Raw genomic sequence first — 25,233 nt, forward strand, 5'->3', positions numbered from 1 at the left:
AAAGGAAGATACAGTAGATTCCATGAAGGGTGAGATACACTCATCGCGGGCAAGATGCCCACACTACAAATATTTAATTGTTAATCTCTGTACTTCTTATTTATGGGAGGAATATGTTGTATTTTTGACCATAGAAAGTAGGAAATTTTCACCTCTACTGATACTTCTAGAATGCTAATTTATATTGAGAATTTTCTGACTTCTTCCTTGTTGCTTATTCCTGATTTTAATTGCGAGAAACTGCATCTAAGAATCAGGTAAGTATAGCTGAAGTCAAAAGTCAATCTTTCCTCTCAATCAAAAACAAAAAGGAAGATACAGTAGATTCCATGAAGGGTGAGATACACTCATCGCGGGCAAGATGCCCACACTACAAATATTTAATTGTTAATCTCTGTACTTCTTATTTATGGGAGGAATATGTTGTATTTTTGGGAATAGGAAGTAGGAAATTTTTACCTCTACTGATACTTCTTGGATGCTAATTTTATATTGATACATTTCTGACTTCTTCCTTGTTGCTTATTCCTGATTTTAATTGCCATAAGCTACATCTAAGAATCAGGTGAGTATAGCTGAAGTCAAAAGTCAATCTTTGCCATCAAGAAAAAACAAAAAGGAAGATATTTTTGGCCATAGAGAATTGGAAATTTTCACCCTTACTAATACTTCTAGGAAGTTAATTTGATATTAATAATTTTCTTCCTCCTTCCTTCTTATTTCTTCCTTGTTTTACAGGAAGATATTTTTGGCGATGGGGAGTTGGAAATTGTTACCCCTATTGATACTTCTAGGATGTTAATTTTATATCGATAATTTTCTTCCCTCTTCCCTCTTCCTTCTTCCTTCTTCCCTCTTCCTTCTTTTAATTCCGATAAACCTCATCTAAAATATTGCCATTTGCAGCAATTAATTGAATATGTAATGGCATTTTACCTGCTGCATGAGTCGAACAACTGAGGCAAGGATCGTAAGCTCGAATACCTGCTTCAACTCTGTTTAACATTCCCTCTGGAATTTGATTATTGTGAATATAATGTTTGGCTATTTGAGTAACAGTTTGATTCATTGCCAGATTATTTTGACCAGTGGCAATAATCATATTTACTTTCTGAATAATTCCATTTTCATCTACTTTGTAATGATGGAATAAAGTACCTCTTGGCGCTTCACTAACTCCCACTCCTTCCAAACAGTTAATTCCAGCAGTAGCGCGAGTGCGAGGAGAAACAATATCTGGGTCATCTATCAATTGTTCAATTCTTTCTAAACAAGCAATAATTTCTATCAAACGAGCATAATGATAGAAGAAAGAAGAAGTAGGAACACCACCTACCCGCTCTTGCATTTCTTTTAATTCTCGGTCTGCTTTTTCTGTACCTATCTGAGAACAAACATTTAAACGAGCAAGAGGTCCGACACGATAAATTCCATCAGGATAACCCATTGGTTTGTAATAGGGAAATTTCAAATAAGACCAACTTTCTACCGCTTCCCCTAAAAATTCCTGATAATTATCTTCGCTTAAATTATCAGCAACAATATTACCTTCACTATCAGTAAACCGTAGTTTTCCGCCGTAATGTTCCCAGTCACCATTTGCACCAACTAATCCCATAAATAATGATGGAAACTTACCAAAAACTTCGGATTCAGTTTTCAGTTGTTCGTCTAATAAGCCCTTAAACAAACTAATAGCAATATTAGTAGTTTCAAAAGATTCTGGGAGACGATTTTTTATCCATTCTCGTCCCTCTTCAGATAAGGGAGAACGTACACCACCAGGCACTGCCCAAGCAGCATGAATTTTTTTAGCTCCTAACAATTCTATGACTGTTTGACCGAACTGCCTAAGTCGAATTCCTGCTCTAGCTAAATCTGGATTTTCCTCCATTAAACCAAAGACATTTCGTTTAGCTGGGTCGCTATCCCAACCTAATAGAAAATCAGGACTACTAAGATGGAAAAAACTTAAAGCATGGGATTGAGTTAACTGCCCTAAATTCATCATTCGACGCAATTTTTCTCCTGCTGGTGGAACTTGAACTGCGAGAATTTTATCCCCTGTTTTGGCAGAAGCTAATAAATGACTTACTGGGCAAATTCCACAAATTCTAGCTGTTATTCCTGCCATTTCTGTAAAAGGTCGCCCTTCACAAAATTTTTCAAAGCCACGATATTCTACGACATGAAATCTACAGTCGGATACTTCTCCAGCATCATCTAATATTACTGATATTTTGGCATGACCTTCGATTCTAGTTACTGGGTCGATGACTATTGTTTTAGACATAGTTTATTTTCTCCTTTACTAAATAAATAATCTCTAGATTTTGAGAAATTTTTCAAAGCTATTTTTCTGAGTAAGTAACTAATGTGATGAAAAGGAAACAGAAAATTCATTAATGGATAATGGATAATTACCTCTAGTTAAAACCGTCCTTGATTGAATATAAGGAAATATTATTTCTTTTTTCCCCTTAAAAGGGTCGGCTTGAAACCAGAATTATTTAATTATTAATTATTAATTATTCGGTGATTTTAGTAGGTTGGGTTAAGCGAGAGCGCAACCCAACAAAAAAGATGTGTAGATTGGCGTTAAAATTTGCTCTTGATAAAAAGAAAACAGGAAAGTAATTTTAGTAGTTTTGCTTGAGGAAACAAAACCTAACCTACTCAAATTAAACTCTAGTGCAGGATGGCAGAAATAACTAACCAGTTACAAAATTCTAAAAGCCTTACCAATCAATATTTTTGAGGGCGTTAGCGGAGCTTGGCGCTAGCCAATACCATTTGCCCCTACGACTTTTAACTTCCGCGTAGTGGCACTAGGTTTTGAGAATATTATAAAATTTATTTCTCAAAGCTACCTCTACTTTGTTTATCAGTTTTCTTCTAATTACAAATGCGGGCTTTTTCCCAATATTGTTGATAATTCCAGATACCTAAACCTGCTTTTTTGGCAGAATTTTGAGCGTTCAAATAAGCAGTTTTTGAACTAGGGCAAGTATCATTTAGATGTTTACAGAAAAGGGAAGCTTTTCCTTCACTAACCAGTTGTAAATTAATGGAAGTATTACCTTTAAATACTTCTGAAACTATCCGTTGATTACTACTTTTTCCTGTATCACTAACTAATACTATTGTACCTCTAGGAATCAGTGTTTCAAGTCTACTTTTGGCAGCCTCAAAAAAAGGATTATCTCCATATTCAGGACCATCAATACAGGCAAGTTGTAGCCGACATAATTGTGAATTTCCTTCCCAAGGAATTCGACATTGTGACATGGTAACTTCTAAAGTATCTCCATCAATAATCTGAGAAATTCTTGCTTGTTGAGTAGCTAAAGACTGAGGATTATTTAATAGAGATAAAAGTATTAAAATTCCACAGGATACAATAGCTAAAATTAGACTAATTTTGCGTATTTTCATCGGCTTTTTTTTGAGTAGGTTGGGTTAAGCGACAGTGCAACTCAACAAAAAGATGTGCAGGTTAGCCTTAAAAATTGTCATTATTAGAAGGTAAAAGGAAAGGAATTTTTCATTTCAGCATCTCTTGATATCTTATTTTTTTAAGATGTTGATTATTCTATTTAATATTACAGCTAAGTAAATTATTATAGGAGGCGAGCGAGACGCTCGCACTGGGGTAAAATACAGCAAATTCTAAGTATGTGATGTACAAATATTAACGTTGAAATATCTGTAGTGCAGGCATCTCGCCCGCTAGTAATGTACCTAAGCGAGATGAAATTCGCTATAATTTCCCTTCTTTTTTCTTCCTTCTTCCTTCTTCCTTCTTTTACCCAAACTTAATCATTTCTCGACCTTGCATTTTCGGAATTTCACCCTTTAATAAAGGTTCTAAAGTCGCCTTAATTCGATCGGCAGAAGGCGGGCATCCAGGCATAAAAATATCCACAGGAACAACTTCATGCACTGGTCGAACTTTATCAAGTAATTCTGGTACAATTCCTGGCGCATTTGGTAATTGTTGATTTTCATCTGCCAACTCTAAATAACTTCTTTCTAAAACAGTTTTCGTACCACCAAGCATATTTCGCATAGCTGGCACATTTGCAGCAACAGCACAATCACCAAAAGAAATTAAAGTTTTAGTCTTTTTCCTCACCTCAATAATTATTTCTAAATTATCCTGATTAGCAATACCTCCTTCCACCAAACAAACATCTACATTTTCTGGATATTCTTTAATATCGCTTCCCACCGGACTATAAACAACTTCGACGTGATTTGCCAGTTCAAACAACCATTCATCTAAGTCCAGAAACGACATATGACAGCCAGAACATCCAGCCAACCAAACTGTGGCAAATTTGATTTTTTTCGACATAATTAATACCTTTAATTAGGAAATAGGGAATAGGCAGTAGACAGTAGGCAGTAGGAAATATAAAATAATTCAATTTTTAAGTTTTCAAGGAATAGTATTTACTTGTCCTACTTGGCTTTTTTGAGAACATCGCTACTTATGCACTACTACACAAAATTATCTTTTATCTGCTATCTGTAGTTAATGGTGCGTTGCAACGCACCCTACTAAACTGTGGCAAATTTGATTTTTTCGACAGAATTAATACCTTTAATTAGAGAATAGGCAGTAGGCAGTAGGGAGTAGGCAGTAGGAAATATAAAATAATTCAATTTTTAAGTTTCAAAAGAATAGTATTTGCTTGTCCTACTTAGCTTTTTTGAGAACATCGCTACTGATGCACTACTACACAAAATTATCTTTTATCTGCTATCTGTAGTTAATGGTGCGTTGCAACGCACCCTACTAAACTGTGGCAAATTTGATTTTTTCGACATAATTAATACCTTTAATTAGAGAACAGGGAATAGGGAATAGAGAATAGGAAACAGGGAACAGGGAATTTTATAAATTCAGTCTCTAACTATAATTTCAATAGTTGCTCTAAAACACCTTTTACTATCCACAATAAATAGATTCGCCAAAATAGAAATCAAACAAATTAACTTCTGACTTCTGACTTCTGACTTCTGACTTCATTTACCTTGTCCATTGTTTATTTTCCCTAGCATTAACCAAAAATTCCAACTTAGAGCGATCGCGCTCCATTTCAGCTACCGTTGCCCCCTTACGGAAGATAGCACCAGTTGGACAAGCATCCACACATTTACCGCAAGCAGTACAAGCATCCACCTCTCCCCAAGGTTGATTCAAACCAGAAACAATATAACAAGCAGCGCCACGACTTCCCACATCCCAAACGTGCGCTCCCTCTATTTCACTACAAACTCGCACGCAACGAGTACACAAAATACAACGATTATGGTCTATACCAAACTGCTTGTGAGATAGATCCATTCCCCGGTCTGGGAAACGATAGGGAAACCGAGTATGATCCATCCCCACCTCTACTGCCATATTTTGCAATTCGCAATTCCCATTCGCAACACAAACCGCACAAACATGATTGCCCTCAGAAAACAACAACTCCACCAACATTCGCCGATATTCTTGCAAATTCTGAGTTTGAGTCTGAATTTCCATTCCCTCCGCAACCTCAGTCACGCAAGCAGGCAATAATTTTCTCGCCCCAGAAACTTCTACCAGACACAACCGACAAGCACCTATATCCGTAACTCCCTCCAAATGACAGAGAGTAGGAATATGAACCCCCGCTTCCTTAGCAGCTTCAAGAATAGTAGTTCCCTCCTCCACTGCAATTTGATTGCCATCAATAGTTAACGTTTTTACTGACATATTTTTTTCTCCTAATATTATATCAACTCCGGTAGCATTGGTGTAATTAGATTCATAGTTGGAGACCCACCCCTAACCCCTCCCCCTCCCAGGAGGGGAAGATGGGGATATGGGGAGATTAAGAAAGATTTGGCAATGGCGCTCGTGAAGAGAAAATTTTTTTAGAATGAACTAAGCTAATTTAATATTACACCTCTTATAAAAGTAAAATCGCAGAGCTTTTCAACTCTTATAAACTACTTAAATATTTAGGAAGTTAGTGTTTTGCTTACTCTCTCATCCAAATGCTCTGTTAGTTGACTTCTCTAGCAAGGCGATCGCCATCTCCTACATTCTCCTGACTCCTAATATCATGTCCAGTTAATAGCGCACCTCCTTCTTCTCTCCTGACTCCTGACTCCTGACTCCTGACTCCTAAGTTAATACCTTACCATTGCTAGAAAATTCTGATTCCTGCAATAAATCTAGATATTCTTGCTTAAAATAGCGCAACGTACTCAAAACAGGATTAGGTGCAGTCATTCCCAAACCACATAAGCTAGTATCCTTCACCATATAAGACAACTCCTCCAACCTTTCTAGATCGATAGAAGTCGCCTGTTTATTCAAAATCTTAGTCAGTAAAGCATATAACTGCACCGTACCAGTGCGACAAGGAATACATTTGCCACAAGTTTCACCACGACAAAATTCCATGTAAAACTGCGCCACCTCAACCATACTGGTTTCCTTATCCATAATCACCATACCACCCGAACCCATCATCGAACCAACTTTGCTCAGAGAGTCGTAGTCTACAGGAGTGTCGAGCATGGAAACAGGAATACAACCACCCGAAGGTCCCCCAGTTTGTACCGCTTTCACTTCCCCACCAGGAACACCACCTCCCATTTCCTCAACAATTTCCCGTAGAGTTATTCCCATCGGTACTTCAATTAAACCGTTATTTCTAACTTTACCTGTGAGGGCGAATATTTTTGTACCTTTACTGTTTTCAGTACCAATACTAGCGTACCACTCTGCACCTTTTTTCAGAATAGGGGCAATATTGGCAAAGGTTTCCACATTATTAATTAGGGTTGGATATCCCCAAAGTCCAGACTGAGCAGGATATGGCGGACGGGGTACGGGGTTGCCACGTTTGCCTTCCACTGATTGAATGAGGGCAGTTTCTTCCCCACAAACAAATGCACCAGCACCGATACGGATGTCAATTTTGAAGTCAAAAGGACAGTCGAATATTTGACTACCCAAGAGTCCGTATTTTTTTGCTTGTTGAATAGCTTTTTGTAACCGTTGGATGGCTAGGGGATATTCAGCACGGACATAAATGAAACCGTGATTTGCTCCCACAGCATAACCAGCGATCGCCATTCCTTCTAATACTAAATGGGGGTCGCTTTCTAATACACTCCGGTCCATAAATGCACCGGGGTCTCCTTCGTCACCGTTGCAGATAATATATTTCTGACCTTCCGGCATTTTGGCAACGGTTGCCCATTTTAAACCAGTGGGATAACCGCCACCACCCCTACCCCGCAAACCACTGCGAGTAATTTCCTCCACGACTTCACCGGGACTCATTTCATGTAACGCGTGGTAAAGAGATTGATATCCACCGACGGCGATGTATTCTTCGATGCGTTCGGGGTCAACTTTGCCTGTGTGTTCCCTAACGATGCGGAGTTGCCGAGAAAAGAATGGGTGTTGGGAGTCACCTTTCATTACTTCGGTTGTACCACCGTTAAGTGCGTCGATAATACTGGCAGCGTTTTCAGGTTCCACTTCTTCGTAGAGGGTATCGTCGGGGTCTATTTGTACCAGGGGACCGCGTCCGCAAAATCCCATACAACCTACTCCTACAACTTCGACACGTTCTTCTAACCCTGCTGTTTTAACTGCATTTTTCATATTTTTCATTACATCTACAGAATTAGCAGCTTGACAACCTGTAGAGGTGCAGCAGTGAACTCTAATGCTTTTTTGTCTGTTTTTTTCTGCTTCGGCAATGTCGAGCAAGTCTTGATAGTCCATCTATTATTCTCCTTTTTATAGTTACTAGCACTGAGCGATCGGCAGTTATAGCGCTATATGCAAGTCAATCAAAAGTTAAAAGTTAAAAGTTGAAGCTTAAAAGTCAGAAGTCATCCCTGACTAACAGCGCTACGCGCAAGTCAGAAGTTAGAAGTTAAAAGTTAAAGCTTAAAAGTCAGAAGTCATCCCTGGCTAACTTTGAGCATTTAAATGTCCGCGTCCTATTTGCGTAGTGCTATAGTTTTTTTTGGCGTTGCTGAATGGTAATGATTTTTAGATTAAGTATTAACGCAAAACATAAGTTTTTCAATTTTACCTTTAGCTACTTAGGGTTTGCGCTCAAAAGTCTTATGGGCAAGGGTAGGAGACAGGAGACAACCCACCCCTCGCCCCTCCCCCTCCCAACCCACCCCTAACCCCTACCAGGAGGGGAGGGGAAGACAGGAGGAACGGGGAATTATAGAGGAGGTAGAAGGAAGAATAATCCCTTGATTATTCTGCGCAACAAAGTCGCCTAAAATGCTAATTTTTTGAACCATTATGACCTAAAAGCTTGGACTTTTTTTAACTAAAAAATGCTAAGACCTTTATATTTCAGTGCTTTTAGATTTAATCAACAAACCCTACTTACCATTAGACTTGTCGCTTTATAACTTCAAAAATCCCCAAAAACCTTGTTCTATAAGGATTGTAGCTATTGGAGGCTAAAAAGTCTTGGAATTATTGCTCTGTCTAGGTTGGAGCGATTTTTTCCCTCTATTAAGCGACAATTCTATTACATTTCAGCAACGCCTTTTTTTCTTTCCTTGAGTTTGATTTTGATTTATAAATCAGTAAAAATAGATCGTTAAGTAATTAAGTGGGATGGTTTTTCTTAGTTTCCATCTTACCTAAATATTCTAACTTCACAACTAGATTCTTTTTCTAGCTTTAAATATTTCCACAATCAAAAAATATCAACTTTTAATCAGGTAAAACTTTACCTAAATATCTATGTTTACCCATGGAATTTTGACTGTTGATTTTTGGCTAAATTTACTCTTGCCAATCTTTAATTTTTTCCATAACTAATTCTGGAGTTTGTTTGCCTACAATACTACCATCAAAAACCACTGCTGGCGCAATCCCACAAGCACCCAAACAACGAGCTGCCATCAGAGAAATTTGATTATCTGCTGTTGTTTCTCCTACTTTTATATCTAATTCTTTTTCTAGTGCTTTAATTACTTCTCCACCACCTTTTACATAACAAGCAGTACCCATACATACCACACAAGTATGAGCGCCATTAGGCTTAAGTGAAAAAATATGATAAAAAGTTGCTACTCCATATACTCTACTCAATGGTAACTTTAAACCTCGTGCTATATAGGTCAAAACATCAGGTTCTAAATACCCAAATACTGATTGTGCTTTATGCAATACTTCAATTAAAGAATCTTGACGATATTGATTCCGCTTCATTGTAATATCTAACTGTTTAAAGCGTTTATCGCCGCTAGGATGACCCTTTTTTGATTGTTGAGAATTGTTGCTTTTAGTCTCTTTCGTGGCAGTTTCCATTTCTATAATGCTCCTCAACTTACTGCTCTTGGTATTTGCTTTTGATAGTAGCCGATATTTACTTAATATTTACTGCCTGCTTATTAAAGTTTTAATTTATTTATATTGTTACATATTACTGTTTTTTTGAACCACTTGATTTACATTTTATTACATTTTTTTCATCTTGTTTAATAAACAACTTGTCTGTTGTTTAATCTGGTGTTAAGACCGAGCTTAAACTTTAAATAATTATGCAATAAAATCCCTAAAATAAACTAAATTTTTCATTAAAAATAACACCAAGAAGAAGGAAAAATATTGTGTTATTTTCATCTTTATGAGATGTCCGCGCCCTTTTTTGCCGCTGCTATAATACCAAATTGATAAATATTTGCTACAAATTGTCGGGAGGTTCCATGCAACGTCTGTAGGTCATTTCAGTTATCAATTATCAGTTATCATAAGGAAGAAGGAAGAAGGAAGAAGGAAGAAGGAAGAAGGAAGAAGGAAGAAGGAAGAAGGAAGAAGGGGTACATTTTTGAAAAAAATGTACATAAATAATTAGTATAATGGAAACTATTTGGAAATTCCAGAAATAATTGAGATTGCTTCCTTCCACTCCGTTCCAGTCGCAATGACATTTTATTTACAGTAGTTTTGGAGTTGATTAGGTAGAAAATTTTAGGACTTTAGGGAGTAGGGAGTAGGGAGTAGGGAGTAGGGAAAAAAAAATTAATCTTAAACTTTTAGTAGGGGTAGGAGACAGGAGACAGGAGAAATGGGAATGAGCAATGAATATAGACTTTAAAGCTGGCTTTTGTAGTAAGATTTAATTCTGGTTCAGTTAGTAAGTCCTGTATCTAAAACTAAAAACAATAGCTGATAGCTGATAGCTGATGGCTGAATGCTTATACTATATGTGCTTAATTATGCTTAATTCCCGGTCTACAATATAGATAGAAAATGGCTTCCATATAGCAGATTTCCAGTCAATGAGGTACAGTGCTGAACTTGATAAATTCTCACCATTAAAAAACTGGCTGAAAAATCTTTGTTGCCGTACCTCATCAACCTGAAATACTATGTCTTATCGTCGCTACGCTTTCGTTGCGTTTTGAATGTTAGGTTTTAGGTATTAGGAAGTAGATTTTTCAGAACTATTCGGAGTAGTTACATTTAAAACCCCAATTAACGATTTAACCATTAACCTAAAACCTACAAAATTCTTCAATTAGAAGATGATATTACTTCCTGAAATTTATCTTCCCAAGAACCTTCTAAACGCGGACCTTGAATTTGTACAACAGCAGAAGCTAGATAGTTTCCCCAACGTGCAGCTTGAATAGGTGTGTAACCATGGGTAAGGCCAAATAACACACCTCCAGCAAAAGCATCTCCTGCGCCAACAGTATCGATCGCCTTCACCGCAAACCCTGGTACAGGAGTAATTTTTTTATCTTGTACAACTAAACAACCTTCCTTGCCGTTAGTAATAAAAGCTGTTTCTACCAACTCCCCAATTTTGACAGCACATTCTTCTAAAGACTCAATTCCGCAGAAACTACGAGCTTCATCAGCATTGCAAAATAATACATCACAATATTTTGACGCTACTTCGCGGAAGTCATCAGCAAACATATCTACTAAAAATTGGTCAGAGAAAGTAAAACACACTCTAACCTCTTGACGCTTAGAATCTTCCATTGCTTGAATACAAGCTTGCTTTGTATCCGGTCCAGTCCACAAATAACCTTCTATATAACTGTATTTACAACGCTTAATTTGTTCTGCATCAATATCACTAGCACTGAGATTCACAGATACTCCAAGATGAGTACACATAGTACGTTCAGCATCAGGAGTTGTCAGTACCACACAAGTACCAGTAGGTCCATTTTCTGTAGATGTAGGAACTACATTAAATTCAATTTTGGAGTCGAGCATATCTTTGCGGTACAACTCACCATTAGGATCGTTGGCGACTTTTGCCACAAAAATACCCGTTCCTCCACTCTGAGCGATCGCTATCATCGTATTTGCTGCTGACCCTCCAGAACGCTTTTTTAAAGAGATGTTTTCCAGGTCCTTCAATATTCCTCCTTGTTTTGGAGCATCCATCAGAGTCATTCCGCTTTTTTGGAGGGAATGTTTAGCGATCGTGTCTTCTTCTACAAATGCGAGGATATCTACTAAGGCGTTACCGACGCCAAATACGTCTAATTTTTGGGTATTTGCTGCTGTCATCTATTTTTCTATTTTTTGGCCACTTAGGCATAATATCATGTCTGGATAAAATGTATAATTTTGATTATTATGTCTGGTTGAATATTTATAAATCAGTAATCGGGTAGTAGGGAGAATCAGGAGATTTGTCTTGTTATTGAGATAATAGGTTTTTTTCATCACTAATTATCCTGATTTAATATAAGTACCATTAGGACAAAATACTTTAGTTCAAAGGAACAGGAAGTAAAATGTCCTAACCTGCACTCATGTACCATAAATTATGAAATAGAAGAAGAGAAGATTTACTTAGTTTAGTCTCAAACTGGCCCGGGAACCTGGAATTATGCTTTATTAACTACACTCGATTTAAGATTGTTGAATGACCCAGAGTAGTTAACATTGAAACCATCAGGTAAAATCGCATCAGCTAACTGAGCACGACTTAAATTAACCTCACTTAAATTAGTATCAAGTAAATTTACCCAACTTAAATCAGCACCATTAAAATTAGCTTTAGTCAAATTAGCAGCAGACAAATTAGAACTGTTGAGATCTACTTTACTGAAATTAGCCTTAGTCAGATTTGCACTACTCAAGTCTGTAACAATTAAATATGAACCAGTTAAATCAGCTTTACTCAAATCTGCCCCTACTAAATTAGCACCAATCAAACTTACATATTTCATATTTGCATGAATCAGACAAGCATAGCTGAGACTAGCACTAAAAAGAAAAGCACCATCTAGATTTGCTTGAGAAAGGTTAGCGCAAAACAAAAAAGCACGATTTGCATCAATTTTTGAGAGATTAGCACAACTTAAGTTAGCATTACTCAGATTAGCTTCACATAGTTTAGCATTTGTTAAGTTAGCTTCACTTAAATTTGCCCCTACTAAATTTGTACCACTCAAATTAGCATTACTAAGATTCACTCCACTGAGGTTAACATTCGTCAAGTTAGCATCACTAAAATCAGAATTACTAAAATCAGCACCACTCAGATTAATACCACTAAGGTCAACTTCCGGCAGCTCTATAGCAATAAAGTTTCTATTACCATTAGTATAATCTTCTAGTATTTGCTTGGCATCTCTTATGGGCATCTACGCTAAATAGTTTAGGTTTATTCTAAATACTATTATCTCAAAATACTAATCAGTTATAATGAAGTTTAATTTTTTATTAAACAAAGAAAAGCGATCGCTATATATTCAAGAGGAAAAATGATTGATGGTCAACTAAAAATTGTTTCTCTAATTCCTAGTGCTACAGAAATTGTTGCAACATTGGGATTAATGGATGTTATGGTTGGTAGAAGTCATGAATGTGACTATCCTTCAGAAGTTAAAAATTTGCCTGTTTGTACTCAGCCTAAATTTAATCCTGATGGAAGTAGTCGTGAAATTCATAATCGAGCTACTGAGTTATTACAATCTGCTTTGAGTGTCTATCGTGTAGAAACAGAAACTCTAGAGAAATTAGAACCTACTCATATTATTACTCAAGCTCAATGTGATGTTTGTGCCGTTAGTTTAGCAGAAGTAGAAGTTGCAGTGGCAAGTTTAATTAAAAGTCATCCTCAAATTATTTCTTTACAGCCTAATTTATTGGCAGAAGTTTGGGCAGATATGGAACAAGTAGCAATGAGTTTAGGAGTGGATGGAAATGAAGTAATTTCTCAGTTAAAATATAGGGTTAAAGCTTGTGCGGAAAAAACTCAAAATTTACCAGTTAATGATATTCCGAAAGTAGCTTGTATTGAGTGGAGCGATCCGCTAATGGCAGCAGGAAATTGGATACCAGAATTAGTTAAGTTGGCTGGGGGAATTTCATTATTTGGAGTAGTGGGAAAACATTCTCCATGGTTAAAATGGGAAGAGTTATTAATTGCTAATCCAGATATTATAATTTTCATGCCTTGTGGTTTTGATTTAGAACGCACTCGCCAAGACACTATGGAGTTAATTAATCGTCCAGAATGGCAAGATTTACTTGTAGTTAAATCGGGCAAAATTTACATTACGGATGGTAACTCTTATTTTAATCGTCCAGGACCGAGATTGGTCGATTCTTTAGAAATTTTAGCGGAAATTTTACATCCTGAATTATTTAATTTTGGTTATGAAGGAATAGGTTGGGTGAAGTTATCTTAAGTATAATATAATATCAAATCCGCTATTCTTCGGTATAAAATCTTTTGAAGGTAGGAGTCAGAATTGAGAACTCAGAACTCAGAACTCAGAACTCAGAACTCAGGAATGAAATACAGTTATAAATATTTGGTAATAGTCAAGATGGAGAATGTTTTTATAGCTAATTAAACGAATTTGATATAGCAATCATAAATCATTTGTAAAAAATCTAAGTATATATAATAAAGTCTGAAACTTTGTTCCCTATTTCCCTCTCATATCAGATCCGGTTGAACACTTATTATATAGTTGGGGGGAGTAGGGAAGATTGAAGTATAGTTATAAAAATATACTTATAACCAGATTCTATATCAATATCCATTATTCTATTTAGACTTAACTATTTAACTTCTAGCAATTCTCATAAGGAGTAAAGTACAAAATTATAGATTTTACCGAACAGTTCATTTTTCAATAAGAAATAGGAAGTCAAAATCCAACTATAATTTATGCTTCCTGATCAACCCTATATCTCTATACTTAGCCTAATTAGTTTGATGCCTTAATTCTACAATATTCAGATGGTGTGTCATGTACAAACAAGAAGTACAACAAAGAAGTAAACCTCAAACAATTTCAGACATTGAATTAATCAATACCTGGTTAAAACAAATTCCTCCTATCAATCAATCATCTCATTTATATATAGCTCAAATGTTCCTGAAATTTGTCAAAAAGCCACTAAAAAAAGTCAATCAAGTAGATGTTTTAGCCTTTGCAAATGTTCAGGGTATTCGCTCTAATAATCGAGAATCTTATCAAAATAAACGATTAGAAACTATTAATTCTCTGCTAAAATTTGGTCAGCAAATTGGAAGACTTCCTAATACTCAAAAAAAGATATTGTCTCCTACTATTAAAAACTTCAACAAATCAGCCCCCCCTAAGTACAAAACAGAAAATTATCCTACTACTAGGAAAATACAAAAAAAACCCTTAAACTGGTCTAAACTATTAAACATTCAGCTAGCTTCTAGCTTATTAATTATTTTCGCCTTACTTATGGCAATCTTAAAACTATTTCGAGAAGTGGGTGGGGGCGCAAATGCTGCAGATGAAAATTGGCCAGAAACAGTAGTGATTATGCCTGAGATTGAGCCAACTCAGAATTGGGCCTATCCAGTAAATGTACCCAGAATACGAGCTTTTCTCGATACAATCGCTGTAACAGAAGGCACCACAGGTCCTCAAGGTTATTATCGTCAATACACAAACGACCATTTCTCTAGCTTTGAAGACCACCCTAGAGAGATGAAATGTGGCATTGATAGGAATAACGAAAAACTTTGTTCTGATGCAGCAGGTAGATATCAGTTTTTGAGTACATCTTGGGACCTCTATGCTCCTATGGTAGGCGCTAAGAATTTTGGCCCTACTTATCAAGACCGTGTAGCGATAGAATTGATTCGAGAAAAAGATGCTCTGGAGGACATTGAACAAGGGAGAATTGAAGAAGCTTTTAGAAAGTTATATATGGTTTGGCCCTCATTTGGAGAAACACCTACAGAAGTTGAGCGACTCATGCCTAAACTTGTAGGAACTTACAATAATAACTTGGCTCGGTATCAACCGCTCTATTAAACTGACCCAAAACTGCCCAAATCTAGACTTAACTAAACATAGGTAGTTTTGGCGTTAACTTCCTGTTTCAACGTGGCTTTAGTTTGGCAACTAAAGGGTTTGTCCACTCCGCAGGCCATCCCGGTAGAGCTTACCGTTTGACTTGGTAAAGTCGGAATCGATATTCCTTCAAACCATCGTTCTATATTCTTGCTGGCGTTTAAATCTCTGTCCTCGATATGACCACAATCAGGGCAGATATAAACACGGTTTTTTAATGGCATCTTGTGACGATGAAGACCACAATTAGAGCAGATCTGGGAACTTGGAAACATCCTATCTACTAGGATTAGTTGACTTGAGAATTTCTCAGTTTTATATTCTAATTGGCGTCTAAACTCATACATCCCACAATCGGCAATTGCGCCAGCTAATCTGTGATTTTTCAGAAATGCCTTAACGTGCAAATCTTCTATCTTTATAATGCTGTGGTTTTTAGCAAGATAGGTAGTTAATTTATGGATAGCGTCTTTGCGGATGTTTGCGATCCGAGCGTGGATTTTTGCTAGTTTTGTCACCGCTTTTTTGCGATTATTAGAACCTTTCACTTTCTTGCTTACTTGACGCTGTAGGTGTTTTAAACGCTTACTCATGCGTCTATAAGTTTTTGGATTTTTAAACACCTTACCGTTAGAGCAAACGGCTAATTCCTTAATTCCAATATCGACACCAACTGTAGGTCTTTGTCCTTCAATACTTGGTTTCTCAACTTCATATTTAATCGCTATAAACCATTTATCGGCAGTACGAGAAATCACACAATTATGTGTTGCTGTTACAGGTAATGGTTCGGCAAGACGCACCCAACCTATTGAAGGTAATTTAATTCGTTGACCATCATTTTTAATTTTTGGTGCAGCTTTGCTACCTGATTCTAAGTAGAACGAGTCGCGTTGACCTTTCTTCTTGAATTTTGGTTGTTTAGCAACTTTCTTAAAGCATCTATCCCAAGCTGTTCGCAATTCCTTTAATGCTTGTTGTGGAACATTTTTATTAGTTTCATAGTACCAAGCATTCTCAGACTTGACCTCGGCAACCAATCTTTTATGAAGGTCAATAGCTGATGGTACTTTAATTGTTTTGTCAGTTTCCCGTTGCACTAAGACATCTTTAACTAAGGCATTGGCCCAGTTGTAAGCGTGCCTAGCCACACCGGATGCTTTGCGAAAGGCTGTAACTTGTTTATTGTTTGGTTTTAGTTCAACCTTGATACTTAAAAGCATTTGACTCGACCTTTCAAATGTGCAATAGTTATATCATATATAAGAAGTATGGAATTGTAAATATGGCTGGAAAAAAGATTTACGGAGATTCAAAGCGTAGATTTACAATGACTTTGACTGAAACAGTGATTCAGTGGTTATAAGAAAAACAACATAATTAAGGTTTAAAGCCTCTCCTTTAAAGGAGAAAAAAGAAAAAATTTTCCTTAAGTGTAAATCCTCTCCTTGAAAAGAAGAGATAATTATTAATTATTAATTATTTATTATTAATTGTTGAATACTCCCCCATTCCTACTCAATAAAATCTAGAAAAGTTTTTGAGAAATGGTACTATGTCCTGTTTGTGGCACAGAATACATTGACACATTCCCAGCATTTTGTTCTGTCTGTAGTTGGGATTTAACATCAGACACTACCTTCTTTGCTACAGCAGAAATATATCAGCGAAAAGAAGAAGCAAAATTGAACTGGGCTAGAAAAATGTGGCAAATTGTACAAGAGCAGAAAAATCAAAATAGTGAGAATAACACCATAAGTTTACCTTTTGCACAAGTAGATGAGGTAAATCACAATCAAAATTTCAATGGGGACCTCAAAAGACAACTAGATAAACTACAAGCTCAGTTAAATCAGGCAGCAATGGAACGCTTTCAGCTTCATTCTCAGCTAGAGTGGGTACTTTATCGCCTCGAACAACTTAACCCAGAAATATTGACAGATAGTCTATATCGTATTGAAGAACATCTAAATGCTATGGCAACTCCAGAAGCACCAATGTCAGAAGTAGGGATAGACTATAACCCACTGATAAATCTTTTAGCTGCAGGAAAATGGCGAAAAGCAGACCAACTTACCTGGGAGTTGCTATTGCGAATCACCCTCCGGGAAGATGAAGGTTGGCTACAGTTAGTAGATATTGAAAATTTTCCCTGCACAGACCTTCTTACTATTGACTGGCTTTGGGAATATTACAGTAACGGGTTATTTGGCTTAAACGTACAACAACGTATATGGGAAAGTGTAAGTGGACAATATGGAGATTTTTGCGATCGCGTCGGATGGCGAGATGGAGAAAGTTGGAAGTATTATGATGAACTTAGCTTTAAACTACAAGCTCCAGAAGGTCACTTACCTGTAATTATATGGCGACGACGTGCTTGTTATGGAGTCGGTAAAATGATGGCTCCTGAAACATTTTTTGCCTTAATATCGCGACTAGCAATTTGTGGTGGTAGTAGATAATTTAGTAAATCCTCATTTTAATTAATCATCACAAAAAACCTTGATGCCAAATTAAAATCAAACTGCATAAAATAAGATTTTACTAATAATTGGCTACAGATAAACGCAAATAAATAGGGATAAATTAATGAATTTCATACTTCTGTCTAGCCTCATATATAATTAGTATTATTGATATAACTTGCCACTCAGTAATTTTTAGGATAAGCTAGAAAATAAGTAGAAACTAACAGTAAATCTACAGCTTATCTAAGGAAAAGTGAATGAAAGGTGAGAAATTATTATTAGATAGTATTAAGACAGTAGGAGAATACGATCTATAACAAGATAGTGACCTAGAAAAACTCTCCTCAAAACTTGAGGAAATTGAGATTACAGGTAATCAAAATCAGCTTACTCTTCAATCAGGAGATGACTATAAAGATTTGGGAAATTTATCTAATTTAATAGAGAACCTTAGTAATAAAATTTCAGATGATTACCAAAATAGGCATCAAAGTGACTTGATGCGTCTAGATGCTGACTATCAAGATAATTTAAGAAAAATGGAAAATGAACATCGAAGCTATCTAAATCAAGCAATAGATAGAATTATTTTAGATTTGGAAGGAAGGGTAAGTCGATTCAATGAATTCCTTTTAGACTTACACAAAGACCGTCCAGGTGCATATGCGACATCAGAAAGAATTTCAGACCATAATAGGATGGGAGATGAATATAAGAAAAATTTACGAGCATTTCAGAATGACATTGAATATTTGAGAGAAGTCAGATATAATGATTTGTCAAAATATTTGGGAGAAATCAGATCTAAATTGTCAGATATTACAAGGAAAAAGATAGATAATTTATTAGATGATTTTGAAAGTTAAAAAACAAGACTTAGAAAATATTTTGAGGATCAAAAACGAAGACTAAATTAAAATTTAAGAGCAGATATATCAAATTCAGTAACAAGGAATGCAAACCTTGAAATTACAAGAATAGAAAAAGAATAAATTATCTTTATTTACCTTGATCAGGAGTCAAATTCTCAGTTAAATATTCAACATAAATACTTACTGAATTGTTGACTCCTACTGACCACTATAATTCTCTTCCTACTTCTTACTTTTGACTTTTGACTTATGTTTTTATGCTACGTTTTGTCGTGCGAAATGTAGGCTTGAATAACCTGCCGATATTGACTCTTACGCTTCACACCTTTCAACTGTTCGACCAAACCCTTATTCTTAAAAAACTGAATCGTCGGTGTAGACATTACCCCTGCATTCTGAGCAATTTCGGGATCTTGCTCAATATCAATCTCTACATAATGAACTTTTCCCTCAAACTCTTGTAGAACCTTCTCCAAAATAGGCTTCAAAGTATGACATGGAGCGCAGGTAGGAGCAGAATACTTAACTATAATTAGGAGATCGCTCTCGTGGTAGAGTTTCCGCAAAGCATAACCTCCCAGATGGTGAGTAGCATTCTGGTCAAAATTCTCAACAGTATCAACAACTATCTCCTCATCCGACTTCTTTGTTGCTTTTTCCTGAGCAAACTCCTGTACCAAACCTCTTTCCGACAACCATCTCTCTACCAACATTGCCCCCATACAACCACTACCAGCAGCAGTTATTGCCTGACGAAACTCACTATCTTGGACATCACCCACAGCATAGACACCTTCAACGCTAGTCTTCACAATATCTCGAGTAACCACATAACCCTTCTCATCCAACTCCAACTGTCCTTGAAAAATTTGAGTATTTGGGGTATGACCAATAGCATAAAACAAACCTCCGACTGATAAGTTCTGCTGTGTTCCAGTCTGATTATTTCTGAGTTTCACACCTTCCAACACACCATTGCCATATACATCTATAACTTCAGTTTGCCAATGAACAGTAATTTTCAGATTTTCTAACACTCTCTGCTGCATAGTCTTACTTGCCCGCATCCGGTCTCGACGTACCAATAAATGAATATGAGAACCATACTTAGTTAAATAAAGAGATTCCTCCGCTGCAGTATCCCCACCTCCAACAACTGCTAATTCCACTCCTTTAAAAGCAGGGTTAGCTCCATCGCAGACAGCACAAGCAGATATACCACTATTCCAAAATTTTTCTTCACTAGGTAGTTTGAGTTTTTTGGCAGTCGCCCCAGTAGCAATGATGATGCTATAAGTTTTAATTTCTCGTTCCTCTGACTTAATAGAAAATGGGTACTGAGTTAGGTCTACAAAGGTAACATCTTCGGTGTATAGTTCTGTTCCCCAGCGAACTGCTTGATTTTTCATCCGTTCCATTAATTCCGGTCCGGTAATTCCTTCGGGAAAGCCGGGAAAGTTCTCTACTTCAGTCGTTGTCATTAGTTGACCGCCTGGTACACCTCCTATTTGATAACCTTCAAAGACTACTGGTTTGAGGTTAGCACGTCCTGCGTAGATAGCGGCAGTATAGCCTGCTGGTCCTGAACCTATAATTACTAAGTTTTCTATTCTTTGTTTTGTCATAATGTAAGACTTGGCCGTAGATATTGGGTTTCTTGCAACATCATAGTTGAGTCAACAAGAGAGTATAGAAGGCAAAGGGTATAAGTTGAACCTATATTCGGAACTTCAAAGCTTACTATGAAAGGCAAGTAGTCAGTTAAGGGAGCCGTCGGATTGGCGATGTACATTAGTCAGTAGGGAATTATCCTGGCTAATTATCTGGCTCTACCAAGTACTTATGCTTAATTTATTCTCGATAATTTGGCTTTTGTATCTGTTAGATTTATAGACCATAAAATTTACCAAGCCACTGATATTTTTGGTATTTCTGTGACAAGTTGATGTGCGGAATCTGAGATTTAACTTTCTTGTATAAGCACAGGTTAACTGCTTTATGGCCGCAGTTGGAACAAGTCTTTGACGATGGAAAAAATCTATCTACTATTACTAGCTCACAACTGTACCATTGGCACTTATACTCAAGCTGCCTCAATCGCTTCATCACTTCAGTGGAATTTTTCTAGATTTTGCTTGCATTAGTTGCATTTTGTTAATTTACCTAAACCTACTTCTACAGTTAATCCGGTGAGAGGTTCCTGACTTCTTGTACACATCGTTATCCTTGTTAAATCGTACTAAAGCTTGGTTAAAAATTCTCTCTTTGCTTCGTTTTTTTGAACTTATAATACCTATTCATCAAGTTACACCAAATTCACGCAAAGGTACTTACATCCTAATCTATGTTTTCTGGTTTACGTTTAATTTTACTAACCTGCTGTTGTTTATATTATTAAAACAAATATTTATGAAGAGATAATTTTAAAATTGTCATGTTAAGTAGATTATGAATAAACGTAAATTTGGGTAGTTATTGACATTATTCTCAATTATTTGACGAATTTACTGAATTTGCAGTCTATGATATGATTTTTATAGTCACAGGATTGGTGTAATTAATTTGCAAAAAAACTCTGGAAACTATATTTAAATCGTATTATGTTAAGTAATTTTAATTTTAATTTGTTGGAGAAAAAAACAATTTTTCTAGAGACAGCTTAACAATAAAGGCCGAAAATTTGACAACAAACTAGATTTGTGTATGGTCATTTTGGTGATTGGTAGGAATTTTACTGAAACAGAAAAAATTATGGACAGAATATTAGAACCAGAAGTGATGGACACTTGGGAAGAAGCAGAAGAATATGACTCAATGGACTTTTTGCAAGTCAATCAAGCCTTTGCAGAAAGTTCTATAGAAATCGGCCCAAAAAAAGGATTAGTTCTTGATGTCGGTACTGGTACTGCCAGAATACCGATATTAATATGTCAGCAACAACCAGAATGGCAAATAATTGGCATTGATTTATCAAAAAATATGTTGACTATTGGAGAGAGAAATATTGAAAAAGCACAATTACAATCACAGGTCAAATTAGAATTAGTAGATGCCAAAAAATTACCCTATTCAGAACATAGTTTTGAGATGGTAATTTCTAACAGTATTGTTCACCATTTATCAGAGCCATTACTATTATTTCAAGAAGTTAAAAGAGTTTTACAGCCTCAAGGTGGAATATTTATACGAGACTTACTTCGTCCAGAAACTCCAGAATTAAAAGAGGAACTTGTAGACAAATACGCTGGAGATTGTAATCAACATCAACGAAAGTTATTTAGAGACTCTTTGCAAGCTGCTCTAACGATTGTTGAAGTAGAGAAAATAGTTAAAGATGCTGGTATTAAAGAAGTAAAAATATATCAATCATCAGATAGGCATTGGACTGCAGAAAGAAAATGGTCAAAAACAGAATAGACATCTTCACCAAAAGAGGGAACAGGGAATAAGGAACGGGGAACCCACCTCTAACCCCTCCCAGGAGGGGAATAATTTATAATTTATGGATAATAATTGATTTAATTTTTGTTTTTTGGAGATGTCTAATAGTCTTGAATAGTAACAAGTTCATACCAAGCTTAGTTACATCTTAAATCGGTGTGTTCTGCCGTAAGCATTTCCTGCGGACTGCTGCGCAAACAGCCGTCAGCTATTAGCTAGCCTCCTAGGTCGGAACTGCGGACTTCAGCTATTAATTTTGGGGAAGGTAAAAATAATTGAGAAATTGAAACAGAATAAAAGTTACTGTTAAAGTTCCCCTCCTCAACCTAATAAGTAATGAATAATTAGGGTTTGCTGATAGCTGACTGCTTACGTTCTGCCTTAAGCACAAAATTTTATCGAGCGGAGATATTTTCAAAAATTAATGATTAATAATTACCTATTTGTTTTAAGGATAGGATTGATAAAAATGATTTTTTTTCTTAATTTATTCAAATAAGAAGAGTCTTTAAACTTTAATTATTAGGCAAAAGCTAGTTTGGGTTTAGATAACTTCTTAACTCCTATATCTAATAACCTTGAATTTAGTACTCTAAAATAACTCAAAACATTAACTATAACAGGAAACAGGGAATAGGGAACAGGAAACAGTGGCAAAAGCTTTTCTCTGTCTCAGGTTCATCATCAGTCTATGTCCTAACCAACTCGTTCCTTGCTATATAAATAGATGTTTTTATAAGTTAAAAAATTATTGAAAAATTGTGTCTTTGATTCGTTGGATTTCTGACGAATAATCTTGAGATATCTATTAGCTAGATTTAGTCAAAAAGACATCACTTCTATTAAAGGATATGATTTGATTATTGAGGCATTATCTTGAGCTGGACTTTAGGAAATTGGCATGAGAAAGCAAAACCACAGTATGTAGTAGATTTTCTGAAAAAATATTTAAGATACATGATTTTCATTAAAAATTTTTTATCATAACACTATACAGAATTGAAAAGTGGTCATAAGCTGTTAATAGAAGGTTAAAAAAATCAAAAGGAAGGAATTAGGGCAGAAGTTGGAAATATTTAGATTGCGGAGTTGTGATTGACCGCGATGTGTTTGCGTTTGCGCAGCATCCCGTAGGGAAGCATGACAAACGCAAACGCGGCGATCAATATAAAAAATAGGGCGGTAGGGCATTCCGTCCTTAAAGCACGCGCGTGCCCGACGGAATACCGGGGCTGCGAAACGAGAAGCCCACACTAAGCGCGCCAGCGAGCGTGTGGGAGTATGTCACTCAGGGATTTAACCCTTGCTCTCTAAAGATTCTGCTTATGGAAGAAGCTACGGGCGGTCAAAAGAATTAGTCAATCTTCTTCCTTTTTCCCTATTCCTTCAAGTTTATTTTTTCCACAGGAGCAATAGATTATGACCACAACTACAAGGTTTAATTCTTATCTGATGGGCAACTTTGCCCCAGTAAGTGAAGAAATTACCGCTGACAACTTAGAAATCAAAGGCGAACTTCCTAGAGACTTGTCAGGAATGTATGTTCGTAATGGCCCTAACCCTCAATTTACCCCTCTAGGTAAATATGACTGGATGGATGGTGATGGAATGCTGCATGGAGTGAGAATTAGTGGTGGTAAGGCAGAATATAAGAATCGTTATGTGCGGACAGGGGGATTTGAAGTTGAACGAGACTTGGGTTATGCGGTCTGGAGTGGAAGATTAGAACCGCCTCAAGTTTGTAATCCTTACGGGCCGTATAAGAATGTATCTAACAGTAGTGTCAGTTATCACAATGGCAAATTATTAGCTTTTTGGGAAGCAGGGTTGCCTTACGCAGTTAAAGTTCCTAGTTTAGAAACAATTGGTCCATATTTGTGCGATGGTTACTTGGATTCTACTTTCACTTCTCATCCGAAAGTCGATCCTATGACTGGAGAATTAATATTTTTTGGTTACGCTCTTGATGCGCCCCCTTATTTAAAGTATGGGGTGATTTCTAGTAATGGTGAGTTGCTACAAATAGTACCTATTAATATACCCGTGCCTAGCGGGCCACATGACTTTGCCATTACAAAAAATTATACAGTTTTGATAGATTTACCATTAAGATTTCGTCCAGAACGAGTAGAGCAAGGTTTACCTGGTTGGATATTTGAGAAGGGAGTGCCCAGTCGGTTTGGTATTTTGCCTCGGTATGGGAACAACGAAGATATTCAATGGTTTGAAGCTCATCCTTGCTATATCAATCATATTTTGAATGCTTATGAACATGGGGATGAAGTAATACTGTATGGTTGTCGGATGAGTTCTACTCATTCCTATGCTAGTAACTTTAGAGGTAGAGACCCTGATGAGAATATTCCTCGAATGTATGGTTGGGCATTTAATCTCAAAACTGGCGCTGTGAGAGAAGGGATGTTAGATAAAAGACCATCGGAGTTTCCTTCTATTAATCATCGCTTTGTCGGACGAGAGATGCGTTATGGTTATACTTCTAGGATGGCTTCACTTCAACCCTTGTTTGATGGGATTATTAAGTATGATTTTTATACTGGTAGGTCAATAACCCATGATTTTCAGGAACAACGTTACGGGGGGTCTGTAACATTTGCGCCGAGAATAGGTGCTATTGATGAGGATGATGGTTGGTTACTAACGTTTGTGTATGATGAGAAAGATAAATGTTCTGAGTTATTGGTAATAGATGCTCAGAATATGAGAGAAGACCCTGTGGCACGAGTGATGTTACCTCAGAGAGTTCCTTATGGTTTTCACGGTACTTGGATATCTGAGATGCAGTTGATCAATAGGGTTTGTTGAAAAAGTTTTTTAGTAGGAGACAGGAGACAGGAGACAGGAGACAACCCACCCCTAACCCCTCCCAGGAGGGGAGAAATGGCTTGGGAGCGAGGAGGTAGGAGTAAGAATTTTTCCTTGATTTTTCCTCCCGAACCTCACGGGGTGACAAGCGCCTCAAAAGCATTGTGGGGTAAGAGTTTAAAAGATATAATCCCTTTAAAAAATTAAATGTTTTTCTCATAATAATTATTCTCATAAAGGGTTCGCGATCGCGAAAC

18 protein-coding genes are annotated in these 25,233 nt (G+C 36.6%); 7 read left to right on the forward strand and 11 right to left on the reverse strand.

Features of this window, described 5'->3' with window-relative positions:
• Positions 1-865: 865 nt before the first annotated feature.
• The 6 genes from F6K15_RS32180 to hoxE form a co-directional block, all read right to left on the reverse strand.
• A complete protein-coding gene (locus F6K15_RS32180) occupies positions 866-2,293 on the reverse strand; it encodes a Ni/Fe hydrogenase subunit alpha (RefSeq protein WP_293069349.1) in 1,428 nt (475 codons plus the stop codon).
• A gap of 602 nt (positions 2,294-2,895) precedes the next feature.
• Positions 2,896-3,435 carry a thermonuclease family protein gene (locus F6K15_RS32185; RefSeq protein ID WP_293069351.1) on the reverse strand — a complete coding sequence of 180 codons (540 nt, stop codon included), beginning with the start codon at positions 3,433-3,435 and terminating at the stop codon, positions 2,896-2,898.
• A gap of 370 nt (positions 3,436-3,805) precedes the next feature.
• Positions 3,806-4,357 carry an oxidoreductase gene (locus tag F6K15_RS32190; protein WP_293069352.1) on the reverse strand — a complete coding sequence of 184 codons (552 nt, stop codon included), beginning with the start codon at positions 4,355-4,357 and terminating at the stop codon, positions 3,806-3,808.
• A gap of 678 nt (positions 4,358-5,035) precedes the next feature.
• Positions 5,036-5,752 (reverse strand): bidirectional hydrogenase complex protein HoxU, encoded by a 717-nt coding sequence (hoxU, locus tag F6K15_RS32195; RefSeq protein ID WP_293069354.1) that lies wholly within the window; start codon positions 5,750-5,752, stop codon positions 5,036-5,038.
• Between the two features lie 414 nt (positions 5,753-6,166).
• Complete coding sequence (locus F6K15_RS32200) at positions 6,167-7,786, reverse strand: NuoF family protein (protein WP_293069356.1); 1,620 nt, start codon at positions 7,784-7,786, stop codon at positions 6,167-6,169.
• 1,035 nt (positions 7,787-8,821) lie between these two features.
• The gene (hoxE, locus tag F6K15_RS32205; protein WP_293069357.1) at positions 8,822-9,349 is read right to left on the reverse strand and encodes a bidirectional hydrogenase complex protein HoxE; all 528 of its coding nucleotides are present in this window, start codon (positions 9,347-9,349) and stop codon (positions 8,822-8,824) included.
• Between the two features lie 373 nt (positions 9,350-9,722).
• Between hoxE and F6K15_RS32210 the strand changes: the two genes are divergently transcribed.
• The gene (locus tag F6K15_RS32210; RefSeq protein WP_293069358.1) at positions 9,723-9,896 is read left to right on the forward strand and encodes a hypothetical protein; all 174 of its coding nucleotides are present in this window, start codon (positions 9,723-9,725) and stop codon (positions 9,894-9,896) included.
• A 662-nt stretch (positions 9,897-10,558) separates the two neighbouring features.
• On the opposite strand, the gene F6K15_RS32215 is transcribed toward F6K15_RS32210, so the two are convergent.
• The gene (locus tag F6K15_RS32215; RefSeq protein WP_293069360.1) at positions 10,559-11,575 is read right to left on the reverse strand and encodes an adenosine kinase; all 1,017 of its coding nucleotides are present in this window, start codon (positions 11,573-11,575) and stop codon (positions 10,559-10,561) included.
• 323 nt (positions 11,576-11,898) lie between these two features.
• On the reverse strand, positions 11,899-12,660 hold the full coding sequence (locus F6K15_RS32220) for a pentapeptide repeat-containing protein (protein ID WP_293069362.1): 762 nt from the start codon (positions 12,658-12,660) through the stop codon (positions 11,899-11,901).
• Positions 12,661-12,780: 120 nt separating this feature from the next.
• Between F6K15_RS32220 and F6K15_RS32225 the strand changes: the two genes are divergently transcribed.
• Both F6K15_RS32225 and F6K15_RS32230 read left to right on the forward strand, forming a co-directional pair.
• Positions 12,781-13,710 carry a cobalamin-binding protein gene (locus F6K15_RS32225; RefSeq protein WP_293069364.1) on the forward strand — a complete coding sequence of 310 codons (930 nt, stop codon included), beginning with the start codon at positions 12,781-12,783 and terminating at the stop codon, positions 13,708-13,710.
• A 570-nt stretch (positions 13,711-14,280) separates the two neighbouring features.
• Positions 14,281-15,330: a glycoside hydrolase family 104 protein gene (locus F6K15_RS32230; RefSeq protein ID WP_293069366.1), complete on the forward strand. Its 1,050-nt coding sequence runs from the start codon at positions 14,281-14,283 to the stop codon at positions 15,328-15,330.
• A gap of 32 nt (positions 15,331-15,362) precedes the next feature.
• Here the strand turns inward: F6K15_RS32230 and F6K15_RS32235 are convergent, their stop codons facing one another.
• Positions 15,363-16,592, reverse strand: coding sequence for an RNA-guided endonuclease TnpB family protein (locus tag F6K15_RS32235; protein ID WP_293069368.1), 1,230 nt, complete (start codon positions 16,590-16,592; stop codon positions 15,363-15,365).
• Between the two features lie 324 nt (positions 16,593-16,916).
• Here F6K15_RS32235 and F6K15_RS32240 point away from each other — a divergent pair, with 324 nt between their 5' ends.
• Positions 16,917-17,834 carry a GUN4 domain-containing protein gene (locus F6K15_RS32240; RefSeq protein ID WP_293069369.1) on the forward strand — a complete coding sequence of 306 codons (918 nt, stop codon included), beginning with the start codon at positions 16,917-16,919 and terminating at the stop codon, positions 17,832-17,834.
• Between the two features lie 425 nt (positions 17,835-18,259).
• Positions 18,260-18,706, forward strand: a complete 447-nt coding sequence (locus F6K15_RS32245; protein ID WP_293069371.1) for a hypothetical protein — start codon at positions 18,260-18,262, stop codon at positions 18,704-18,706.
• Between the two features lie 266 nt (positions 18,707-18,972).
• On the opposite strand, the gene trxB is transcribed toward F6K15_RS32245, so the two are convergent.
• Together trxB and F6K15_RS38795 are read right to left on the reverse strand one after the other, a co-directional pair.
• On the reverse strand, positions 18,973-20,337 hold the full coding sequence (trxB, locus tag F6K15_RS32250; protein ID WP_293069373.1) for a thioredoxin-disulfide reductase: 1,365 nt from the start codon (positions 20,335-20,337) through the stop codon (positions 18,973-18,975).
• Between the two features lie 262 nt (positions 20,338-20,599).
• A complete protein-coding gene (locus F6K15_RS38795; RefSeq protein WP_363269170.1) occupies positions 20,600-20,818 on the reverse strand; it encodes a zinc ribbon domain-containing protein in 219 nt (72 codons plus the stop codon).
• Between the two features lie 645 nt (positions 20,819-21,463).
• On the opposite strand from F6K15_RS38795, the gene F6K15_RS32260 reads away from it, so the two are divergent.
• Both F6K15_RS32260 and F6K15_RS32265 read left to right on the forward strand, forming a co-directional pair.
• Positions 21,464-22,129, forward strand: coding sequence for a class I SAM-dependent methyltransferase (locus F6K15_RS32260; protein ID WP_293069377.1), 666 nt, complete (start codon positions 21,464-21,466; stop codon positions 22,127-22,129).
• Positions 22,130-23,572: 1,443 nt separating this feature from the next.
• Positions 23,573-24,976, forward strand: a complete 1,404-nt coding sequence (locus F6K15_RS32265; RefSeq protein WP_293069375.1) for a carotenoid oxygenase family protein — start codon at positions 23,573-23,575, stop codon at positions 24,974-24,976.
• Positions 24,977-25,233 lie beyond the last annotated feature (257 nt).

It is taken from the genome of Okeania sp. SIO2B3, from assembly GCF_010672525.1.
Lineage (GTDB): Bacteria > Cyanobacteriota > Cyanobacteriia > Cyanobacteriales > Microcoleaceae > Okeania.